Annotated in this window: 13 protein-coding genes; 4 read left to right on the top strand and 9 right to left on the bottom strand. The window is 68.6% G+C overall.

Annotated features, from left to right (window positions below):
- Positions 1 to 61 precede the first annotated feature (61 nt).
- From rbsD to J7E91_RS35830, 6 genes are all read right to left on the bottom strand, one after another.
- Complete coding sequence (rbsD, locus tag J7E91_RS11290) at positions 62 to 451, bottom strand: D-ribose pyranase (RefSeq protein WP_214901526.1); 390 nt, start codon at positions 449 to 451, stop codon at positions 62 to 64.
- The gene (locus J7E91_RS11285; RefSeq protein ID WP_214901524.1) at positions 448 to 1,368 is read right to left on the bottom strand and encodes a ribokinase; all 921 of its coding nucleotides are present in this window, start codon (positions 1,366 to 1,368) and stop codon (positions 448 to 450) included. Before J7E91_RS11285 ends, rbsD begins: the two co-directional genes overlap by 4 nt.
- Positions 1,369 to 1,406: 38 nt before the next feature.
- Entirely contained in the window at positions 1,407 to 3,359 is a 1,953-nt protein-coding gene (locus J7E91_RS11280; RefSeq protein ID WP_214901521.1) for a substrate-binding domain-containing protein, read from the bottom strand.
- Positions 3,349 to 4,887 (bottom strand): sugar ABC transporter ATP-binding protein, encoded by a 1,539-nt coding sequence (locus tag J7E91_RS11275; protein WP_214901519.1) that lies wholly within the window; start codon positions 4,885 to 4,887, stop codon positions 3,349 to 3,351. The genes J7E91_RS11280 and J7E91_RS11275 overlap by 11 nt, the downstream gene beginning before the upstream one ends.
- On the bottom strand, positions 4,884 to 5,900 hold the full coding sequence (locus J7E91_RS11270) for a LacI family DNA-binding transcriptional regulator (protein ID WP_214901512.1): 1,017 nt from the start codon (positions 5,898 to 5,900) through the stop codon (positions 4,884 to 4,886). Before J7E91_RS11270 ends, J7E91_RS11275 begins: the two co-directional genes overlap by 4 nt.
- A 413-nt stretch (positions 5,901 to 6,313) precedes the next feature.
- Positions 6,314 to 6,565, bottom strand: a complete 252-nt coding sequence (locus J7E91_RS35830; RefSeq protein WP_251015517.1) for a hypothetical protein — start codon at positions 6,563 to 6,565, stop codon at positions 6,314 to 6,316.
- A gap of 15 nt (positions 6,566 to 6,580) precedes the next feature.
- Here J7E91_RS35830 and J7E91_RS35825 point away from each other — a divergent pair, with 15 nt between their 5' ends.
- Positions 6,581 to 6,793: a hypothetical protein gene (locus tag J7E91_RS35825; protein ID WP_251015516.1), complete on the top strand. Its 213-nt coding sequence runs from the start codon at positions 6,581 to 6,583 to the stop codon at positions 6,791 to 6,793.
- Here the strand turns inward: J7E91_RS35825 and J7E91_RS11260 are convergent.
- From J7E91_RS11260 to J7E91_RS11250, 3 genes are all read right to left on the bottom strand, one after another.
- Entirely contained in the window at positions 6,778 to 7,257 is a 480-nt protein-coding gene (locus J7E91_RS11260; RefSeq protein ID WP_214901510.1) for a VOC family protein, read from the bottom strand. The genes J7E91_RS35825 and J7E91_RS11260 overlap by 16 nt on opposite strands.
- 94 nt (positions 7,258 to 7,351) lie before the next feature.
- The gene (locus J7E91_RS11255; RefSeq protein ID WP_251015515.1) at positions 7,352 to 7,924 is read right to left on the bottom strand and encodes a hypothetical protein; all 573 of its coding nucleotides are present in this window, start codon (positions 7,922 to 7,924) and stop codon (positions 7,352 to 7,354) included.
- Between the two features lie 117 nt (positions 7,925 to 8,041).
- Positions 8,042 to 9,268: a DNA sulfur modification protein DndB gene (locus J7E91_RS11250; RefSeq protein WP_214901508.1), complete on the bottom strand. Its 1,227-nt coding sequence runs from the start codon at positions 9,266 to 9,268 to the stop codon at positions 8,042 to 8,044.
- Between the two features lie 214 nt (positions 9,269 to 9,482).
- Here J7E91_RS11250 and J7E91_RS11245 point away from each other — a divergent pair, with 214 nt between their 5' ends.
- From J7E91_RS11245 to J7E91_RS11235, 3 genes are all read left to right on the top strand, one after another.
- Positions 9,483 to 11,663, top strand: coding sequence for an N-6 DNA methylase (locus J7E91_RS11245; RefSeq protein ID WP_251015514.1), 2,181 nt, complete (start codon positions 9,483 to 9,485; stop codon positions 11,661 to 11,663).
- Between the two features lie 84 nt (positions 11,664 to 11,747).
- On the top strand, positions 11,748 to 13,757 hold the full coding sequence (locus tag J7E91_RS11240; RefSeq protein WP_214901506.1) for a class I SAM-dependent DNA methyltransferase: 2,010 nt from the start codon (positions 11,748 to 11,750) through the stop codon (positions 13,755 to 13,757).
- Positions 13,754 to 14,995, top strand: a complete 1,242-nt coding sequence (locus J7E91_RS11235; RefSeq protein ID WP_214901498.1) for a restriction endonuclease subunit S — start codon at positions 13,754 to 13,756, stop codon at positions 14,993 to 14,995. Before J7E91_RS11240 ends, J7E91_RS11235 begins: the two co-directional genes overlap by 4 nt.
- Positions 14,996 to 14,997: the final 2 nt, after the last annotated feature.

Here is a 14,997-nt window from a genome sequence, read left to right as displayed (position 1 = left end):
CCGGTACGGGATCGCCGGGCGGGCTCCATGTGAGCCCCCCGGCGATCGCGTCGTTCCTCGGTCAGAAGAAGACGCCGCAGCGCAGCAGTACGTTCGCGTACGGGCGTGCCTCGCCGGTCCGTACCACCAGCCGGGCCTCGGCCGACAGCGCCTTGAGCTCGTCGTGCGGCACCAGGACAAGCCCCGGAAGGCACTCCTCCAGCAGCGCGGCCGCCGCCGGATTCGCCTCCCGTACCTCGTGCGCGGCCGTCGCGCCCTCGATCACCAGCTCGGCCAGCAGACCCTCGAGTACGTCGGCGAAGGACGGTATTCCGGCGCGGAAGGCCAGGTCCACGACGTGCGGACCGGCCGGAATCGGCATGCCCGCGTCGCAGACGAGGACGCCGTCACCATGGCCCAGGCCGGCCAGGGCCCCCGCCAGATGGCGGTTGAGAATTCCGGCCTTCTTCACAGCGCCGCGACCTCCTCGGCGGTCGGGAAGGACACCTGCGCGCCCTCCTTGGTGACGGCGGCGGCGCCCACCCGTACCGCGAAGGCCGCAGCCGTCGCCAGGTCCTCTCCCCGCGCGAGCCGCCAGGCCAGCGCGGCGGTGAAGGCGTCACCGGCTCCCGTGGTGTCGACGGCGTCGACCCGGGGGCTCGGCACGCGTACCGCGGCGGTGTCCGTACCGCCTGCGGCGACCAGCGCGCCCTCCGCGCCCAGGGTGACGACCACCGACCGCGCGCCTAGCGCGAGCAGCGCCCGCGCCCAGTCCTCGGGCTCCCTGCCGTCGTACCCACCCGCGTGGCCGCCGAGCATGAACCGGGCCTCGTGCTCGTTGACCACCAGCGGGTCGCAGGCGGCGAGCACGTCGACGGGCAGCGGGGCGGGCGGCGAGGGGTTCAGTACGAACCGGGTACCGGCCGCCCGCGCACGTGCCACCTCGGCCACCGTCTCCAGGGGGATCTCCAGCTGCGCCGAGACGACGCGGGCGCCGGCGAAGAGGCCGGCGGCGTCGCGGACGTCCTCGGGGGTCAGCCGGGCGTTGGCGCCGGGCGAGACGACGATGCTGTTGTCACCCGAGGGGTCCACGGTGATCAGGGCGACCCCGGTGGGCGCCCCGCCGACGCGTACCCCACCGGTCTCCACACCGGCCGCGCGCTGCGATTCCAGCAGCAGTCGCCCGTGGGCGTCGTCGCCGACGCGGGCCAGCAGGGCGGTCCTGGCGCCGAGGCGGGCGGCGGCGACGGCCTGGTTGGCGCCCTTGCCGCCCGGGTGGACGGCCAGGTCGGAGCCGAGCACGGTCTCGCCGGGGGCGGGGCGGCGCTCGACGCCGATCACCAGGTCGGCGTTGGCCGACCCCACGACGAGCAGGTCGTAGTCGTACATTCCTGTCCTGTCTTAGCTGTTCGCGGTCACGGGCACGGTCACGAGAAGTCGGCGACGTTCTTCTTCGTCACGACCTTGACCGGCACCTTTACCACGCTGTCGACCTTCTTGCCCCGCGCCGCCTCGACCGCGTTCCGGACGGCGATCTTCCCGAGTTCCCTCGGCTGCTGCGCCACGGAGGCGTAGAGCGTGCCGGCCCCGACGGCCTTGAGACCGTCCGGAGTCCCGTCGAATCCGACGACGTGCACAGACTTCCCCGCCTTGCTGCCGAGCGCCTTGACCGCCCCGAGCGCCATCTCGTCGTTCTCGGCGAAGACACCCGTGATCCGGGGGTTGGACTGCAGCAGGTTGGTCATGACGTCCAGGCCCTTGGTGCGGTCGAAGTCCGCGGGCTGCCGGGCGACGACCTTGATCCCCGGGTACGCCCGGAGCCCCTCGGCGAAGCCGCTGCCACGCTCGCGGCTGGCGGAGGTGCCGGCCGTGCCCTGGAGCACGACGATCTCTCCCTTGCCGCCGAGCTTCTCCGCCAGCGCCTTCGCGGCGAGCTTGCCGCCCGCGACGTTGTCGGAGGCGACGAGTGCGGCGGTATCGGCCTTGTTGACGCCACGGTCGGCGGCGACCACCGGGATGCCGGCCTTGTTGGCGGCCCGTACCGCCGGCCCGGCCGCGTCCGAGTCCACGGGATTGACGATGATCGACTTCACGCCCTCGCCGGTGAAGTTCTGGAGCTGGTTGGCCTGCTGGGAGGCGTCGTTCTGCGCGTCCGTCACCGTCAGGTCGATACCGGCGTCCTTGGCCTCTGCCTGCGCGCCCGCCTTCATCTGTACGAAGAAGGGGTTGTTGAGGGTGGAGAGCGACATCCCGATCTTGGTGGTCGTACCGGAGGAGCCGGAGTTGAAGTAGGACACGCCTGCGACGACGAGGGCCACGCACACCGCTGCGATACCGAGCTTCGCCGCGCCCTTACGACCGTTCCCCGACGCACCGGACGCCGCCGCGGGAGCTGCCGACCCGCCACCTGCCCGCCGCCGCAGCGTGTCCAGCAGCACCGCGAGCGCGATGACGACACCGATGACGACCTGCTGCCAGAACGCCGAAACGGACAGCAGGTTCAGGCCGTTGCGGAGTACGGCGAGTATGAGCGCGCCGATCAGGGTGCCGGACGCCTTGCCGACGCCGCCCGCCAGGCTGGCGCCGCCGATGACGACCGCGGCGATCGCGTCGAGTTCGTAACCCTGCGCGGCCTGCGGCTGTGCGGAGGCCAGCCGGGACGCCAGAACGATGCCGGCGACGGCGGCGAAGAGGCCGGACAGGGCGTAGATGACGAGCTTCTGCCGCTTGACGCGCAGGCCCGAGAGCCGGGCGGCTTCCTCGTTGCCGCCGATCGCGTACATGGAACGTCCGATGTACGTACGCCCGAGCACAAGCGCCGTCAGGAGCCCCATCACCACCATGACGACAACCGGCACGGGCAGCCACCCGCCGAGCGTGTCGCCCAGTACCGACACGGACTCGGGGAAGGGGATCGGGCTGCCCTGCGAGATGACCAGGGACAGGCCGCGGCCGATCGAGAGCATGGCCAGGGTGGCGATGAACGGCGGGAGTTTGCCGTACGAGACGAGGGCTCCGTTGACGAGGCCGCAGGCGATGCCCGTAGCGACGGCGAGGATCACCGCGATCCACACCGGGACGCCTTCGGACGTGGCCGTCCAGGCGAGGACGGTTGCCGAGAGCGCGGCCACCGAACCGACCGACAGGTCGATGCCCGCCGAGACGATGACGAAGGTGACACCGAACGCGAGAATCGCGGTGACGGCGGCCTGCACCCCCACATTCAACAGGTTCTGGGTGGTCAGGAAGTCGCCGGAGAGCAGCGACATCGCCACCACCAGCACCACCAGGGCGCTGAGCGCGCCGTTGTCGAGCAGGATGCGGCGGACCGTACTCGCGGCGCTCGCGCCCGTCGTGCTCTTGAGCGTGTCAGTGGCCACGGGGGCCCTCCACTTCGTTCTTCGTTCCGTTCGGGTTCGGGGCGCTGACGGCGAGCGCCATCACCGCGTCCTGGGTCGCTTCGTGCGCGGGGAGTTCGCCGGCGATCCGGCCCTGGGCCATGACCAGCACCCGGTCGCTCATGCCGAGGACTTCGGGCAGGTCGCTGGAGATCATCAGGACGGCGTGCCCGGAGGCCGTCAGCTCATTGATGAGCTGGTAGATCTCGACCTTGGCGCCGACGTCGATGCCGCGCGTCGGCTCGTCGAGGATCAGCACCAAGGCGCCGGCGAGCAGCCACTTCCCGATGACGACCTTCTGCTGGTTGCCACCCGAAAGCGTGCGGACGTGCTGGCCGAGGCCCGCCATCCGTACGCCGAGCTGCTCGGCGATCCGGGCGGCGGCCGCGCGCTGCCCCTTGCGGTCCACGAGTCCGCCACGCGTGGCCGAACGCAGCGTGACCAGCCCGAGGTTCTCCTGCACGGAGGCGTCGAGCACCAGCCCCTGCCCCTTGCGGTCCTCGGGTACGAGCCCGATCCCGGCGCCCATGGCGGCGTTCACATCGCCCTTCCCCAGCCGCTCGCCGCGCACCGCGACGCTCCCGGCGTCGTAGGGGTCGGCGCCGAAGACCGCGCGTACGACCTCGGTGCGTCCGGCGCCGACGAGCCCGGCGAGACCGACGACCTCACCCGCCCGCACATCGAAGCTGACGTCATGAAAGACGCCACCACGCGTCAGTCCCCGGACGGACAGCAACGCGTCACCGGCCGCCTCCGGCCGTTCACGCGGATACTGCTGCTCGATGCTGCGCCCGACCATCAGCCGTACGAGCTCGTCCTCGGGCGTGGAGGCGGGCACCTGGCCGATGCTGCGACCGTCACGCAAAACGGTGACCCGGTCGCCGAGGGCCGCGATCTCCTCCAGGTGATGGGTGATGAAGACAACACCCACCCCGTCCGCGCGCAGCTGCCGCACGATCCGGAAGAGCTTGTCCACTTCCTCGCTGGTCAGTACGGCAGTCGGTTCGTCCATGATCAGGACGCGCGCCTCAAGACTCAGCGCCTTGGCGATCTCCACCATCTGGAGCCGCGCGATGCCGAGTTCGCGCACCAGGACTTTCGGCGAGACGTCCACGCCCACACGGCGCAGCAGCTCCTCCGCGTCGGCCTCCATCCGCTTGCGGTCGATCATCCCGAAGCGCCGGGGCTGACGGCCGAGAAAGATGTTCTCGGCGACGGTCAGCTCGGGCACCAGATTGAACTCCTGATAAATGGTGGCGATGCCCAGCCGCTCGGCGTCCTGCGCACCGTGAACGCGGACTTCCTCCCCTCCCACGAGGATCCGGCCGCTGTCGGGCCGGTAGGCACCGGACAGCATCTTGATCAGCGTGCTCTTTCCGGCGCCGTTCTCACCGAGCAGCACATGCACTTCACCGCGCCGCAGGTCGAAGTCGACGGAGTCGAGCGCGACGACGCCGGGGAAGGTTTTGCGTATGCCTTCGATGCGCAGCAACTCGTCCTGGCTGCTCACAGATTGCTCCTCTGACTCTGCTCACCCTCGCCGCAGGACCGGCGTACGACGAGACGGGCGGGAAGGGTGACGGACTGCGGGGGCCGGCCCTCGATGAGGTCGACCAGGGCCCGTACGGCGGCTCGGCCCAGCTCGCCGGTCGGCTGGGAGATCGCGGTGATCGGCGGATCGGTGTGGAGGAACCACGGAATATCGTCGAAGGCGGCGAGCCCGATGTCCCGCGGAATTCGCATGCCCCGCGCGCGGATCGCGTCCAGCGCGCCGAGCGCCATCAGGTTGTCGGCGGCGAAGACCACTTCGGGCGGTTCGGCCAGGCCGAGGAACCGCTCCGTCGCCCGCCGCCCGCTGTCGGCCTGGAAGTCGCCCTGGCCGATGTAGGCATCGGGCAGCGGCAGCCCATGCTCCCGCAGAGCCTCGCGGAAGGCTTCGACGCGCTCACTGCCGGTGGTGGTGGCGGCCGGTCCGGCGATGATGGCGAGCTTGCGGTGGCCAAGACCGTACAGATGGGCGACCAGATCACGTACGGCAGGACAGCCGTCCGCACGCACCACGGGTACGTCCACTCCCGGAATCCAGCGGTCCACGAACACCATGGGGGTGCCGCCGCGCGCCGCGTCACGTACCTGCGGCGAGCTTCCGTCGGCGGGCGACACGAGGAGCCCGTCGATCCGGCGGTCGAGGAGCGTACGGACGTGGTGGTCCTGCAAGTCGGGCCGCTCATCCGCGTTCCCGATGATGACGCTGTAGCCGAGCGCACGCGCCGCTTCCTCCACGGACCGGGCCAGCGCGGTGAAGTACGGATTGAGTACGTCGCTGATGACCAGCCCGAGGGTGCGCGTCTGGTCGGTGCGCAGCGAGCGGGCCACGGCGTTGGGCCGGTAGCCGAGCGTGTCGACGGCGGCCAGAACCCGGGTGCGCGCGCCGGGACTGACCGACGGATGGCTGTTGAGGACACGCGAGACCGTGGCAACGGACACGCCTGCCTCAGCCGCGACATCTTTGATGCTCGCCACTGCCGGACCACCTCCTTGTGGTTTGCGTGGACCTCGATCCAGGGCCCAGCGGAACCCTTGAAATCGATTACACGCACGATTGGAATCGATTACACAGACTGAAGGCAAGACCCCACCCCCACAGCGAGACCCGATCGTGACGAAGGGTCGCTCATATGAGCGGAAAGGCCGACCCCCTCCGGACAGGGCGGGGAGGCCGCACCCGACCCCTGCCTCACCTGCAACGCCGCCGGTGAGGGGACGTGTCGGGGCGCTCCCCGCAGGGCGTTGAACGCAACCACCGCGAACGAACCCACACCTACCCGAACGTTCGACGCCCGAGGAGACGCCCCGGCGCGGCACCGACCCCAACGCCCCCGCAACCGCACCCCCGGACGCCGCAACCCCCAGGGTCCCGACCCCGAACACCTCGGTCAGCCGACGGCGGACTTCGCCGCCGCCCCGCCGGTACGCCGACGACCCGGGTCGCACGCCACGAGACACACCGCGCTGACCAGCGCCATGCCCGCGAAGGCGAGGGCGACCGGCGTCCAGGAGTTCCCGGAGGCGCTGAACAGCCACGTCGCAGCGGCGGGCGCCAGCGTGCCGAGGAGGCCGGCGGTCTGGAAGCTACGGATCGCGGTGAGCGACCAGGTCCATTCCTCGGTCGGCAACACGCTGCGCACGGCGTAGAGGCCCTGGTGGTCCCCACGACCGACCACCGCCTGACCGGCGAGGCTCTCCGCGCGGCCCTCACCTCACGCGCCGCCCGCGCGGCCTGCCCCTGTGGTTCTCCCTCGCGGTGCACGGGCGAAACGGTCGGCCGCCTCGCCTTCCTCCACCCGGACATCACCGAGAAAACGGTCCGCGAAATCCTCGCCTCGCTGGTCGGCGCCGACTACTCCCCCGCGTAGGCCCTTCGAAGTGCGGCAACGTCGAACTTGACCATCGACATCATCGCCTCGGTGGACCGCTTCGCCTTGTCCGGATCGGGGTCGCTGATCATCTCGATGAGCCCGTCGGGGACGACCTGCCAGGACACCCCGTACTTGTCCCTCAGCCAGCCGCAGGCGACTTCCGCGCCCCCGTCGGAGAGCTTGCTCCAGTAGTAGTCCACCTCGTCCTGGTCGGCGCAGAAGATCTGGAACGAGATGGCTTCGTTGAAGGTGAACTCGGGCCCGCCGTTCAGCCCGACGAACTTCTGCCCGTTGACCTCGAACTCGACGGTCAGAACCTCACCGACGGGCCCGGGCCCGGCCTCGTTGTAGCGGACGATCCGTCCGAGCTTGGAGTCCTTGAAGATCGAGACGTAGTGGTTCGCGGCCTCTTCCGCCTGCCCGTCGAACCACAGGCAAGTGGTGAATCCCTTGGTGACCATCGGTGCCTCCAGCACTTGAGCGATGTGTACTCATAGAGACCGGCTCCGCCCGGCAAACTCATCGGCTGCAGGCTGCGCCACGCTGGGTTCCAGGTCAGCCGACCTTCTTCCACTCCTGGCAGCGCTCGGTCTTGAGGTACTCGCCCTTGTTGAGAGTCACGCGGCCGGGGCCGTTCAAGTTGTTGTTGGCGATGATCGCGTCGAACTCGCCGCTGGCGTTCCTCAGACGGGCCCAGTAACAGCCGAACTCACTGTCAGGACCGCTGGTCCTGTACGTGCCCGCCGCGATGTCCTCGCCAACCAGGTACTCGCCGTCCCCACCGAAGCTCTCCGGCGGTCCGGGCTTCTTCGTCCTCTTCGGCTTCTTTGGCTTCGCCGTGACCGTCTGGGTCTCCGTGACGGTCACCGCGGGCTCCGGCACGGCCTCGGCCGTCTCGGTCATCGTCACCGTCGGCTTCGGCTCGGCGTCGCTCACCGTGACGTCCGCGCCGGCTTCGCCGCTCGACCCGATGCCCGTGCCCACGATCAGCGCGGCGAGGGCGACACCGCCATGGGTCAGCCACGACTTGTGGCGCGAGGGCTGGCGAGGAGGGTGCGGGGGCGGGGTGGGGTAGGCGCCGTGCGGCATGCCTGACGATTCGAACCCTGGGCGCTGCGGGGTGTTCATCTCGACTGCTCCAAGCGGTCGTCAACCGGTGGTGGATGGGGTGGTCCGCTCCGCCGCCGGCTCACAGGAACAGCGGACCGACGGCGGGCGCGACGAGCTGGAAGCGGGGTCCGGGGCCTACTGGCCGCGGATCCTGCGTCCCGCCTCGGTAGCGGGGTAGAGGATCGCGTCGGCGACGCGGCCACCGGAGTCCTTGACCCCGCCGCTGAAGTTGAGCCTGCCCGTGGCACCCGCCTTGGCGGCGACGCCGTCCCAGTAGCGGGCCTCGCGGTCCCACTGGATGCCGGAGAGGAGCCGGTGCAGCTCGTCGGCGGACATGGCGTTCATCGGGTCGGCCCAGGGCGTGGTGTGGTGCACGGCGATACCGAGGCCCGCGAGGACGGCCGGAGCAGTGAGGGCACTGCGCGAGGCGAAGTGGCTGAAGTGCTCGGAGATCAGCCGGGCCAGGAGCGGGACGATCGTCCTCTCCGCCTGTTCGGCGCTCGCCCCGACGGGCAACTCGTCCTCGTGGACGGTCTCCGCCGAGCGGGACAGTCCGGTGCGCCCGTAGATCGCGGTGATCACGAGGGCCCGCAGTGCGGACAGCGTGACGACCTCGGCGTCGGTCTTGCCGACCTGCCGCTTGCTGGCGTTGACCAGCTTGGTGAACGGTACGAGCTTTCCGTCGACCTCCACCTTCACGGCATCGGCGACGCGGTGCGCGAGCCGGGTCGCGAAGTCCCGCTGGTCCATGGACATGGCCAGGTTCTTCGCGACGGCGACGCCCTGCACGTTACGGTCGTAGAAGATCTGCCGCGCATCGGCGACGGACAGGTCCACGTACAGCTCGAAGGGGACACGGATCTGACCGAGTTCGGCGTACGAGAGCCCGTATCGCTCGGGTTCGTCGTACAGCTCGTGCCAGGCCGTGGTCTGCGTCTCGCCGTCGATGGCGACGATGCAGGTGCCGGGCGTGATGGTCAGCGTACGCAGCCCGGTGCCGGGCAGCCGCTCGTCGCTGAGCGCGGCCAGCGGCCCGGCGTGCCAGAAGGTGATCGGCGGGGTGGACCAGCCGGCACCCAGCTCCCCCTTCACACCGTCGGCGATGTATTCGGCGTACGAGCCGACGTTCTTGCCCTTCTGCGTCGACTTGAGCGCACGCTGCACCAGAGCCCGCAATTCGGCGTGGCGGCGCACCGCGCCGGAGGCCGCCTTGAGTGTCCTGGTGTCCTCCTCGCGGCGGGGCGACGGCACGAGCTGGACCAGGGTCGCCACGGACATGGTCCCGATCACGGCGTCCGCACGGAACGGCATGACGGTGAGCTGGGTTCCTTCGATGACGGCTGTCGGCATGGTGATGCGCATGGCTGTCCCCCTGAGTGATCGAAGCGCGGTCCGGTTTCCCGAAGCCGCGCGGTGGGTGGCACTACGGACACGCCGCAGGTGTGAACCTGGGCGAGCACTGTCCCCGGAAGCACCTTCAGGTAAGCACTACCGTGAAAGCACTGTCAATCACCTTGACGCGTTTGGGCGGCACGGTAAAGTGTTGACCGTCCACTCACGAGAGGCCCGGAGATTCATGCCCCAGCCATCAGCCCAGGTGACCGCCGCCGAGATCTCCCGCATCGCGGGCGTCACGCGCGCCACCGTCAGCAACTGGCGGCGCAGGCACAACGACTTCCCCGTCCCGACAGGTGGCACCGAAAGCAGCCCGCTCTACGACCTTGAGGCGGTGCAGAGCTGGCTGGAGAAACGCGGGCAGACGTCCGCCGGCACCCCCTCCGAGGAGCTCCGCACGGCGCTGCGCCTGCACGGAGCGGCGTCGGGTGTGGCGGCGCGGCTCATCCCCCTTGTCCTGGCGGCATCCCGGCGCAGCACGGACGAGCTCACCGCTCTTGCCGACCTTCCGGATTCCGAGGTCATCACCCACGCCGACCGCGTGACGGCGGACGTGGGGAATTCCCTCCCGGAGGCAGCAGCCGTGCGTTTCCGGGCCGAGGACGCGAGCGCCTTGCGGTCCTTGCTCCGCTGCGTACGCGACGAAGGCGCACACGCCACCCTCGACGTCCTCGCGGAGCGCGAACTGGACGACACCGCTTCCAGCGGCACGTACCAGACACCGTCGAGACTGGCGGATCTCATGGCACGGCTACTCCCTGATCACCCTGCGCGGGTCCTCGACCCGGCGTGCGGCAGCGGCACGCTGCTGGAGGCGGCGGCTCGCCTGGGCGCGACTGAGCTGTACGGCCAGGACTCGGTACCCGTGCAGGCACAGCGCAGCGCCGTACGCCTGCTGCTGTCGGCGCCGGACGCGGACGTCACCGTCCGCACGGGAGACACCTTGCGCGCCGATGCCTTCCCGGCTCTGACGGTCGGCGGGGTGCTGTGCAATCCCCCGTACGGCGACCGGGACTGGGGGCACGACGAGCTGGCGTACGACCAGAGGTGGGCCTACGGTGTGCCGCCTCGGATCGAATCAGAGCTGGCCTGGACCCAACACGCGCTGGCGCACCTGGAATCCTGCGGCCACGCGGTACTGCTGCTTCCGCCGGCCACGGCGGCCCGTGCCTCCGGCCGCCGCATCCGCGCCGAACTCGTCCGCAGCGGTGCGCTGCGCGCCGTCGTAGGCCTCCCCGTCGGTGCCTCCGCGCCCCTTCACATCGCCCTCCACCTGTGGATTTTGCGGCGTCCGGAACCAGGGGACGCGGGCAGCAAGTCCGTGCTGTTCGTGGACGTGAGCGGAGACCAGCGCGAAGGCCCGCCGAGCTCACCGCGGGCGGCGTACTCCCGGCTGCGGCACCGGGGTGGAGTGGACTGGAACGCGCTGTCGGCGGAAGTTCTGGGCCACTGGACCACCTACAGCGACGACGCGGAGTCCTTCACCGACGTGGCCGGCGCGGCCCGTGCCGTACCCACCATCGATCTGCTCGACGACCTCGTCGACCTCACCCCCGCTCGGCAGGTGCGCGCCGCCCCCGTCGACCTCGACCCGGCGGAGGTGGCAGCGCGCACGGAGGAGCGGCGCGGGCTGCTGACCGCGTCACTCGACACCCTGGGGACGGCGGCGGGTTACGGACCGTGGGAGGCCGCGGCGGAGACCTCGCGGGCGGCGGCCTGGCGTACGGCCACCGTCTCCGATCTCGCGCGCGGCGGCGCACTCGCCCTGCTGCGCGCGGCGGTCCCGGCCGGGCGCGGGGACTCCCGGCCCGGTGCTGCGGGCACGGCCGTGGACCCGGATGCGGACCCGGACATGATGGGCGGCCGCCCCGTGCTCACCGTCGCCGATCTCCGTAACGGCGCACGCCCGTCGGGCACTGCGGAGGACCTGCGCACCGATGCGGCGCACACCGTCGTCGAGGGTGACGTTCTCGTACGCGGTGTCGCCGGCGGGGACGGCACCATGACCCGCGTCGCGGACGAGGCGGACGCCGAAGCGCTCCTCGGCCACCACATTCACCTGCTGCGACCGGACCCGTCCCGGCTGGACCCCTGGTTCCTGGCTGGGTTCCTCGGCGCTGGTGACAACATCGCGGGGGCTTCGACGGGCAGCACCATCCAGAACGTGTCACCCGGCCGACTGCGCGTACCGCTCATGCCGTTGGAGGAACAGCGACGGTACGGAACGGCCTTCCGCCGCCTCCACGAACTGCGCGCCGCCGCACGGCAGACAGCAGCGCTCGCTTTCGAAACGGCCGACGAGGCACTCACCGGCCTCACCTCGGGCGCGCTGCTCCCACCGTCCGAGGGGCCGTCGGCCTGAACGGCTGACCCGCCCGTCACACATCGACCACACTGAGTCCCCAGCCGCCCCCTGTCCGGGGCGGGGAACATCGAAGGGAACGCGTTGAACAGCAGCAAGCACACGGAGTTGGCGAACCACGCCTGGTCCGTCGCCGATCTCCTGCGCGGCGACTACAAGCAGTCGGACTACGGAAAGGTCATCCTTCCGTTCACCGTGTTGCGCCGCCTGGAGTGCGTCCTGGAACCGACGCGTGACAAGGTGAACGAGACCGTCGCCAAGTTCCAGGGCCAGGACATCGACACCGGCCACTTCCTGCGCCGCGCGTCGGGCCACTCCTTCTACAACAAGAGCGACCTGACTCTGCGCAAGATCGCGGCGGACCCGCAGAACGCGGCGAAGAACCTCCAGATCTACGTCGGCGCCTTCTCCGACAACGCCGTCGAGGTCCTGGACAAGTACGAGTTCAGCCAGCAGATCCGCAAGCTCGACGGCGCGAACCTCCTTTACCAGGTAATCGGCAAGTTCACCGACCTCGACCTACGCCCCGAAGTCGTGCCCAACCACAACATGGGTTACATCTTCGAGGAGTTGATCCGCCGCTTCGCCGAGCAGTCGAACGAGACCGCGGGTGAGCACTTCACCCCGCGCGAGGTCATCAAGCTGATGGTCAACCTGCTGGTCGCGCCGGACGCGGACGCGCTGACCATGCCGGGTGTCGTACGCACGGTCATGGACCCGGCCTGCGGTACCGGCGGCATGCTCAGCGCGGCCGAGGACCACATCAAGACGCTCAACGCGCACGCGACGGTCGAGGTGTACGGGCAGGAACTCAACCCGGAGTCGTGGGCGATCTGCCGTTCCGACCTCATGATCAAGGGCCAGGACCCGGAACACATCGCCTTCGGCAACTCCTTCTCCGACGACGGCCACGCGCGGGGGAAGTTCGACTACGTCCTCGCCAATCCGCCCTTCGGTGTGGAGTGGAAGAAGGTCAAGGAGGAGGTCGAGTACGAGCACAAGGCGCTGGGCGACGCGGGTCGCTTTGGGGCGGGCCTGCCGCGTATCAACGACGGCTCGCTGCTCTTCTTGCAGCACATGCTGTCGAAGATGAAGCCGGTGGATGTGCAGGGTGGTGGCGGCTCGCGTATCGCCATCGTCTTCAACGGCTCCCCGCTGTTCACGGGCGCGGCGGAGTCCGGCGAGTCCAACATCCGGCGCTGGATTCTGGAGAACGACTGGCTTGAGGCGGTCGTGGCCCTCCCGGACCAGCTCTTCTACAACACCGGTATCTCCACGTACTTCTGGATCCTGACGAATCGCAAGGCGCCCGACCACAAGGGCAAGGTCGTGCTGCTGGACGCGCGGGACTACTGGGTCAAGATGCGAAAGTCGCTGGGCGACAAGCGCAAGGAACTGGGCGACGGGACGAACGGCCGGCCGAACCACATCGCGGAGATCACGCGGTTGTACGGGGAGGCAGTGCAGGTCGCGAAGGATCCCGAGCACCCGCTACACGGCAAGGTCAAGCTCTTCGCGAACGAGGACTTCGGCTACCAGCGCATCACGGTTGAGCGCCCGTTGAAGCTGCGCTTCGAGCTGACGGAGCAGACGCTGGCGGCGCTGGATGCGTCAAAGGTGTTCCGGAAGCTTCCGAACGCGTCGGTCATGTTCGACGCCTTCGAGTCGATGGAGGTCCGGCGCTGGGCCACCAAGTCGGAGGCGTGGGTCGCGCTCAAAGACGCGGTGATCGAGGCGGGTTCGACGTGGCCGACCGGTGCGCCGTTCAACAAGGCACTACGGGACGCGATCGGCGTGCGGGACCCGGAGGGCGAGGTGCAGTTGGTGAAGGGCAAGCCCGAGCCGGACTCGGAGCTGCGGGACTACGAGAACGTGCCGCTGGGTGAGGACGTGGAGGAGTACCTGAAGCGGGAAGTACTGCCGCACGTCCCGGACGCCTGGATCGACCACACGAAGACGAAGATCGGCTACGAGATCCCGTTGACCCGGCACTTTTACGTGTACGTGCCGCCGAGGCCACTGGCGGAGATCGACGTGGAGTTGAAATCCCTGGAGTCAGAAATTCAGGAACTGCTTGGCGAGGTGACGGGATGAATGACCTTACCACGCTGTGGCGCATGGCTAAGTATGAGAATGGGTTCGCGTTCAAGCCTGGCCACTTCAGCACGACCGGTCTCCCCGTCGTTCGAATTCGTCAGCTCATTAACCCGGCAGCCGACATGGACCGGTGCGAAGGACCTGTGCCTCCTCGATATCGCATCGAGAGCGGCGATCTGATTTTCTCTTGGTCGGGATCGCTGGCAGTCCGTATTTGGAATCGAGGACCAGCCTGGCTAAACCAGCACCTATTCAAGGTCATCCCGAACCCTGGCGTGGAAAAGAAATGGCTGCAGTGGGTTCTCCAAGCATCAATTCCGCGCTTTGAAGGCCTGATGCATGGATCAGCCATGACGCACCTAAACCTGGACATGTTGAAACTCCTCAAGTATCAGCTACCGGAAGCGGCGGAGCAGCGCCGCATCACCGAATTCCTCGATGCCGAAACGGCCCGCATCGATTCACTAATGCACGCACGAAAGCTCCAGCAACGACTCCTGGCCGAGCGCCGCGTCGCGCTTAGAAATGACTGCGTCACCTTCGACGGCCCCCGTAAGATTCGACACCCACTCTTGGGGTACATTCACCCAGACTGGAAAGTGCAACCTCTGCGACGGGCTCTGCCGGCTATCAACGTGGGTGTAGTCATCAACCCCTCCCACTTTTTCACAGACTCTGGTGTTCCCTTCCTTCACGGGTTTAATGTTCGGGAGGGGTGGATAAACCCGGTCGGCCTCAAATTCATGAGCCCCGAAAGCAATGATCTCCACAAGCGATCCAAGGTGTTCGCAGGGGACGTGTTGGTCGTAAGAGCCGGAGCTACCGCTGGCCGCTCCGCCAAGGTTGGCGAAGAATTCGACGGCACCAACTGCGCATCTGTCTTGATCCTGAGGAAGAGCAACACCTTGGATTCCGCATTCCTGGAGACATTCATCAATTCTGTCGCCGGAAAGGGGCAGGTATCTTTCTCGCAATACGGAGCAGCCCAAGAAGTCATCAGTGCGGGACAAGTTTCATCCTTCCTCATTGCCCTTCCATCCTTGGTTGAGCAACGAGCGAGGGTGGCTGAGCTCAATGTGGCCACTGCTGGAACTGTGGACTTGGAGAGTCGCTTGACGCGCCAAGTAGACCTGCTTGCCGAACGACGTCAAGCCCTGATCACCGCCGCCGTAACCGGCCAGTTCGACGTATCCACCGCCAGCGGCCGCAACGTAACGGACGGAGTGAGCGCGTAGCC

Origin of the sequence: Streptomyces sp. ISL-99 (assembly GCF_018614005.1) — a bacterium.
Classification (GTDB): Bacteria; Actinomycetota; Actinomycetes; order Streptomycetales; family Streptomycetaceae; genus Streptomyces; species Streptomyces flavidovirens.
This window is presented reverse-complemented; position numbering and strand designations above follow the sequence as displayed.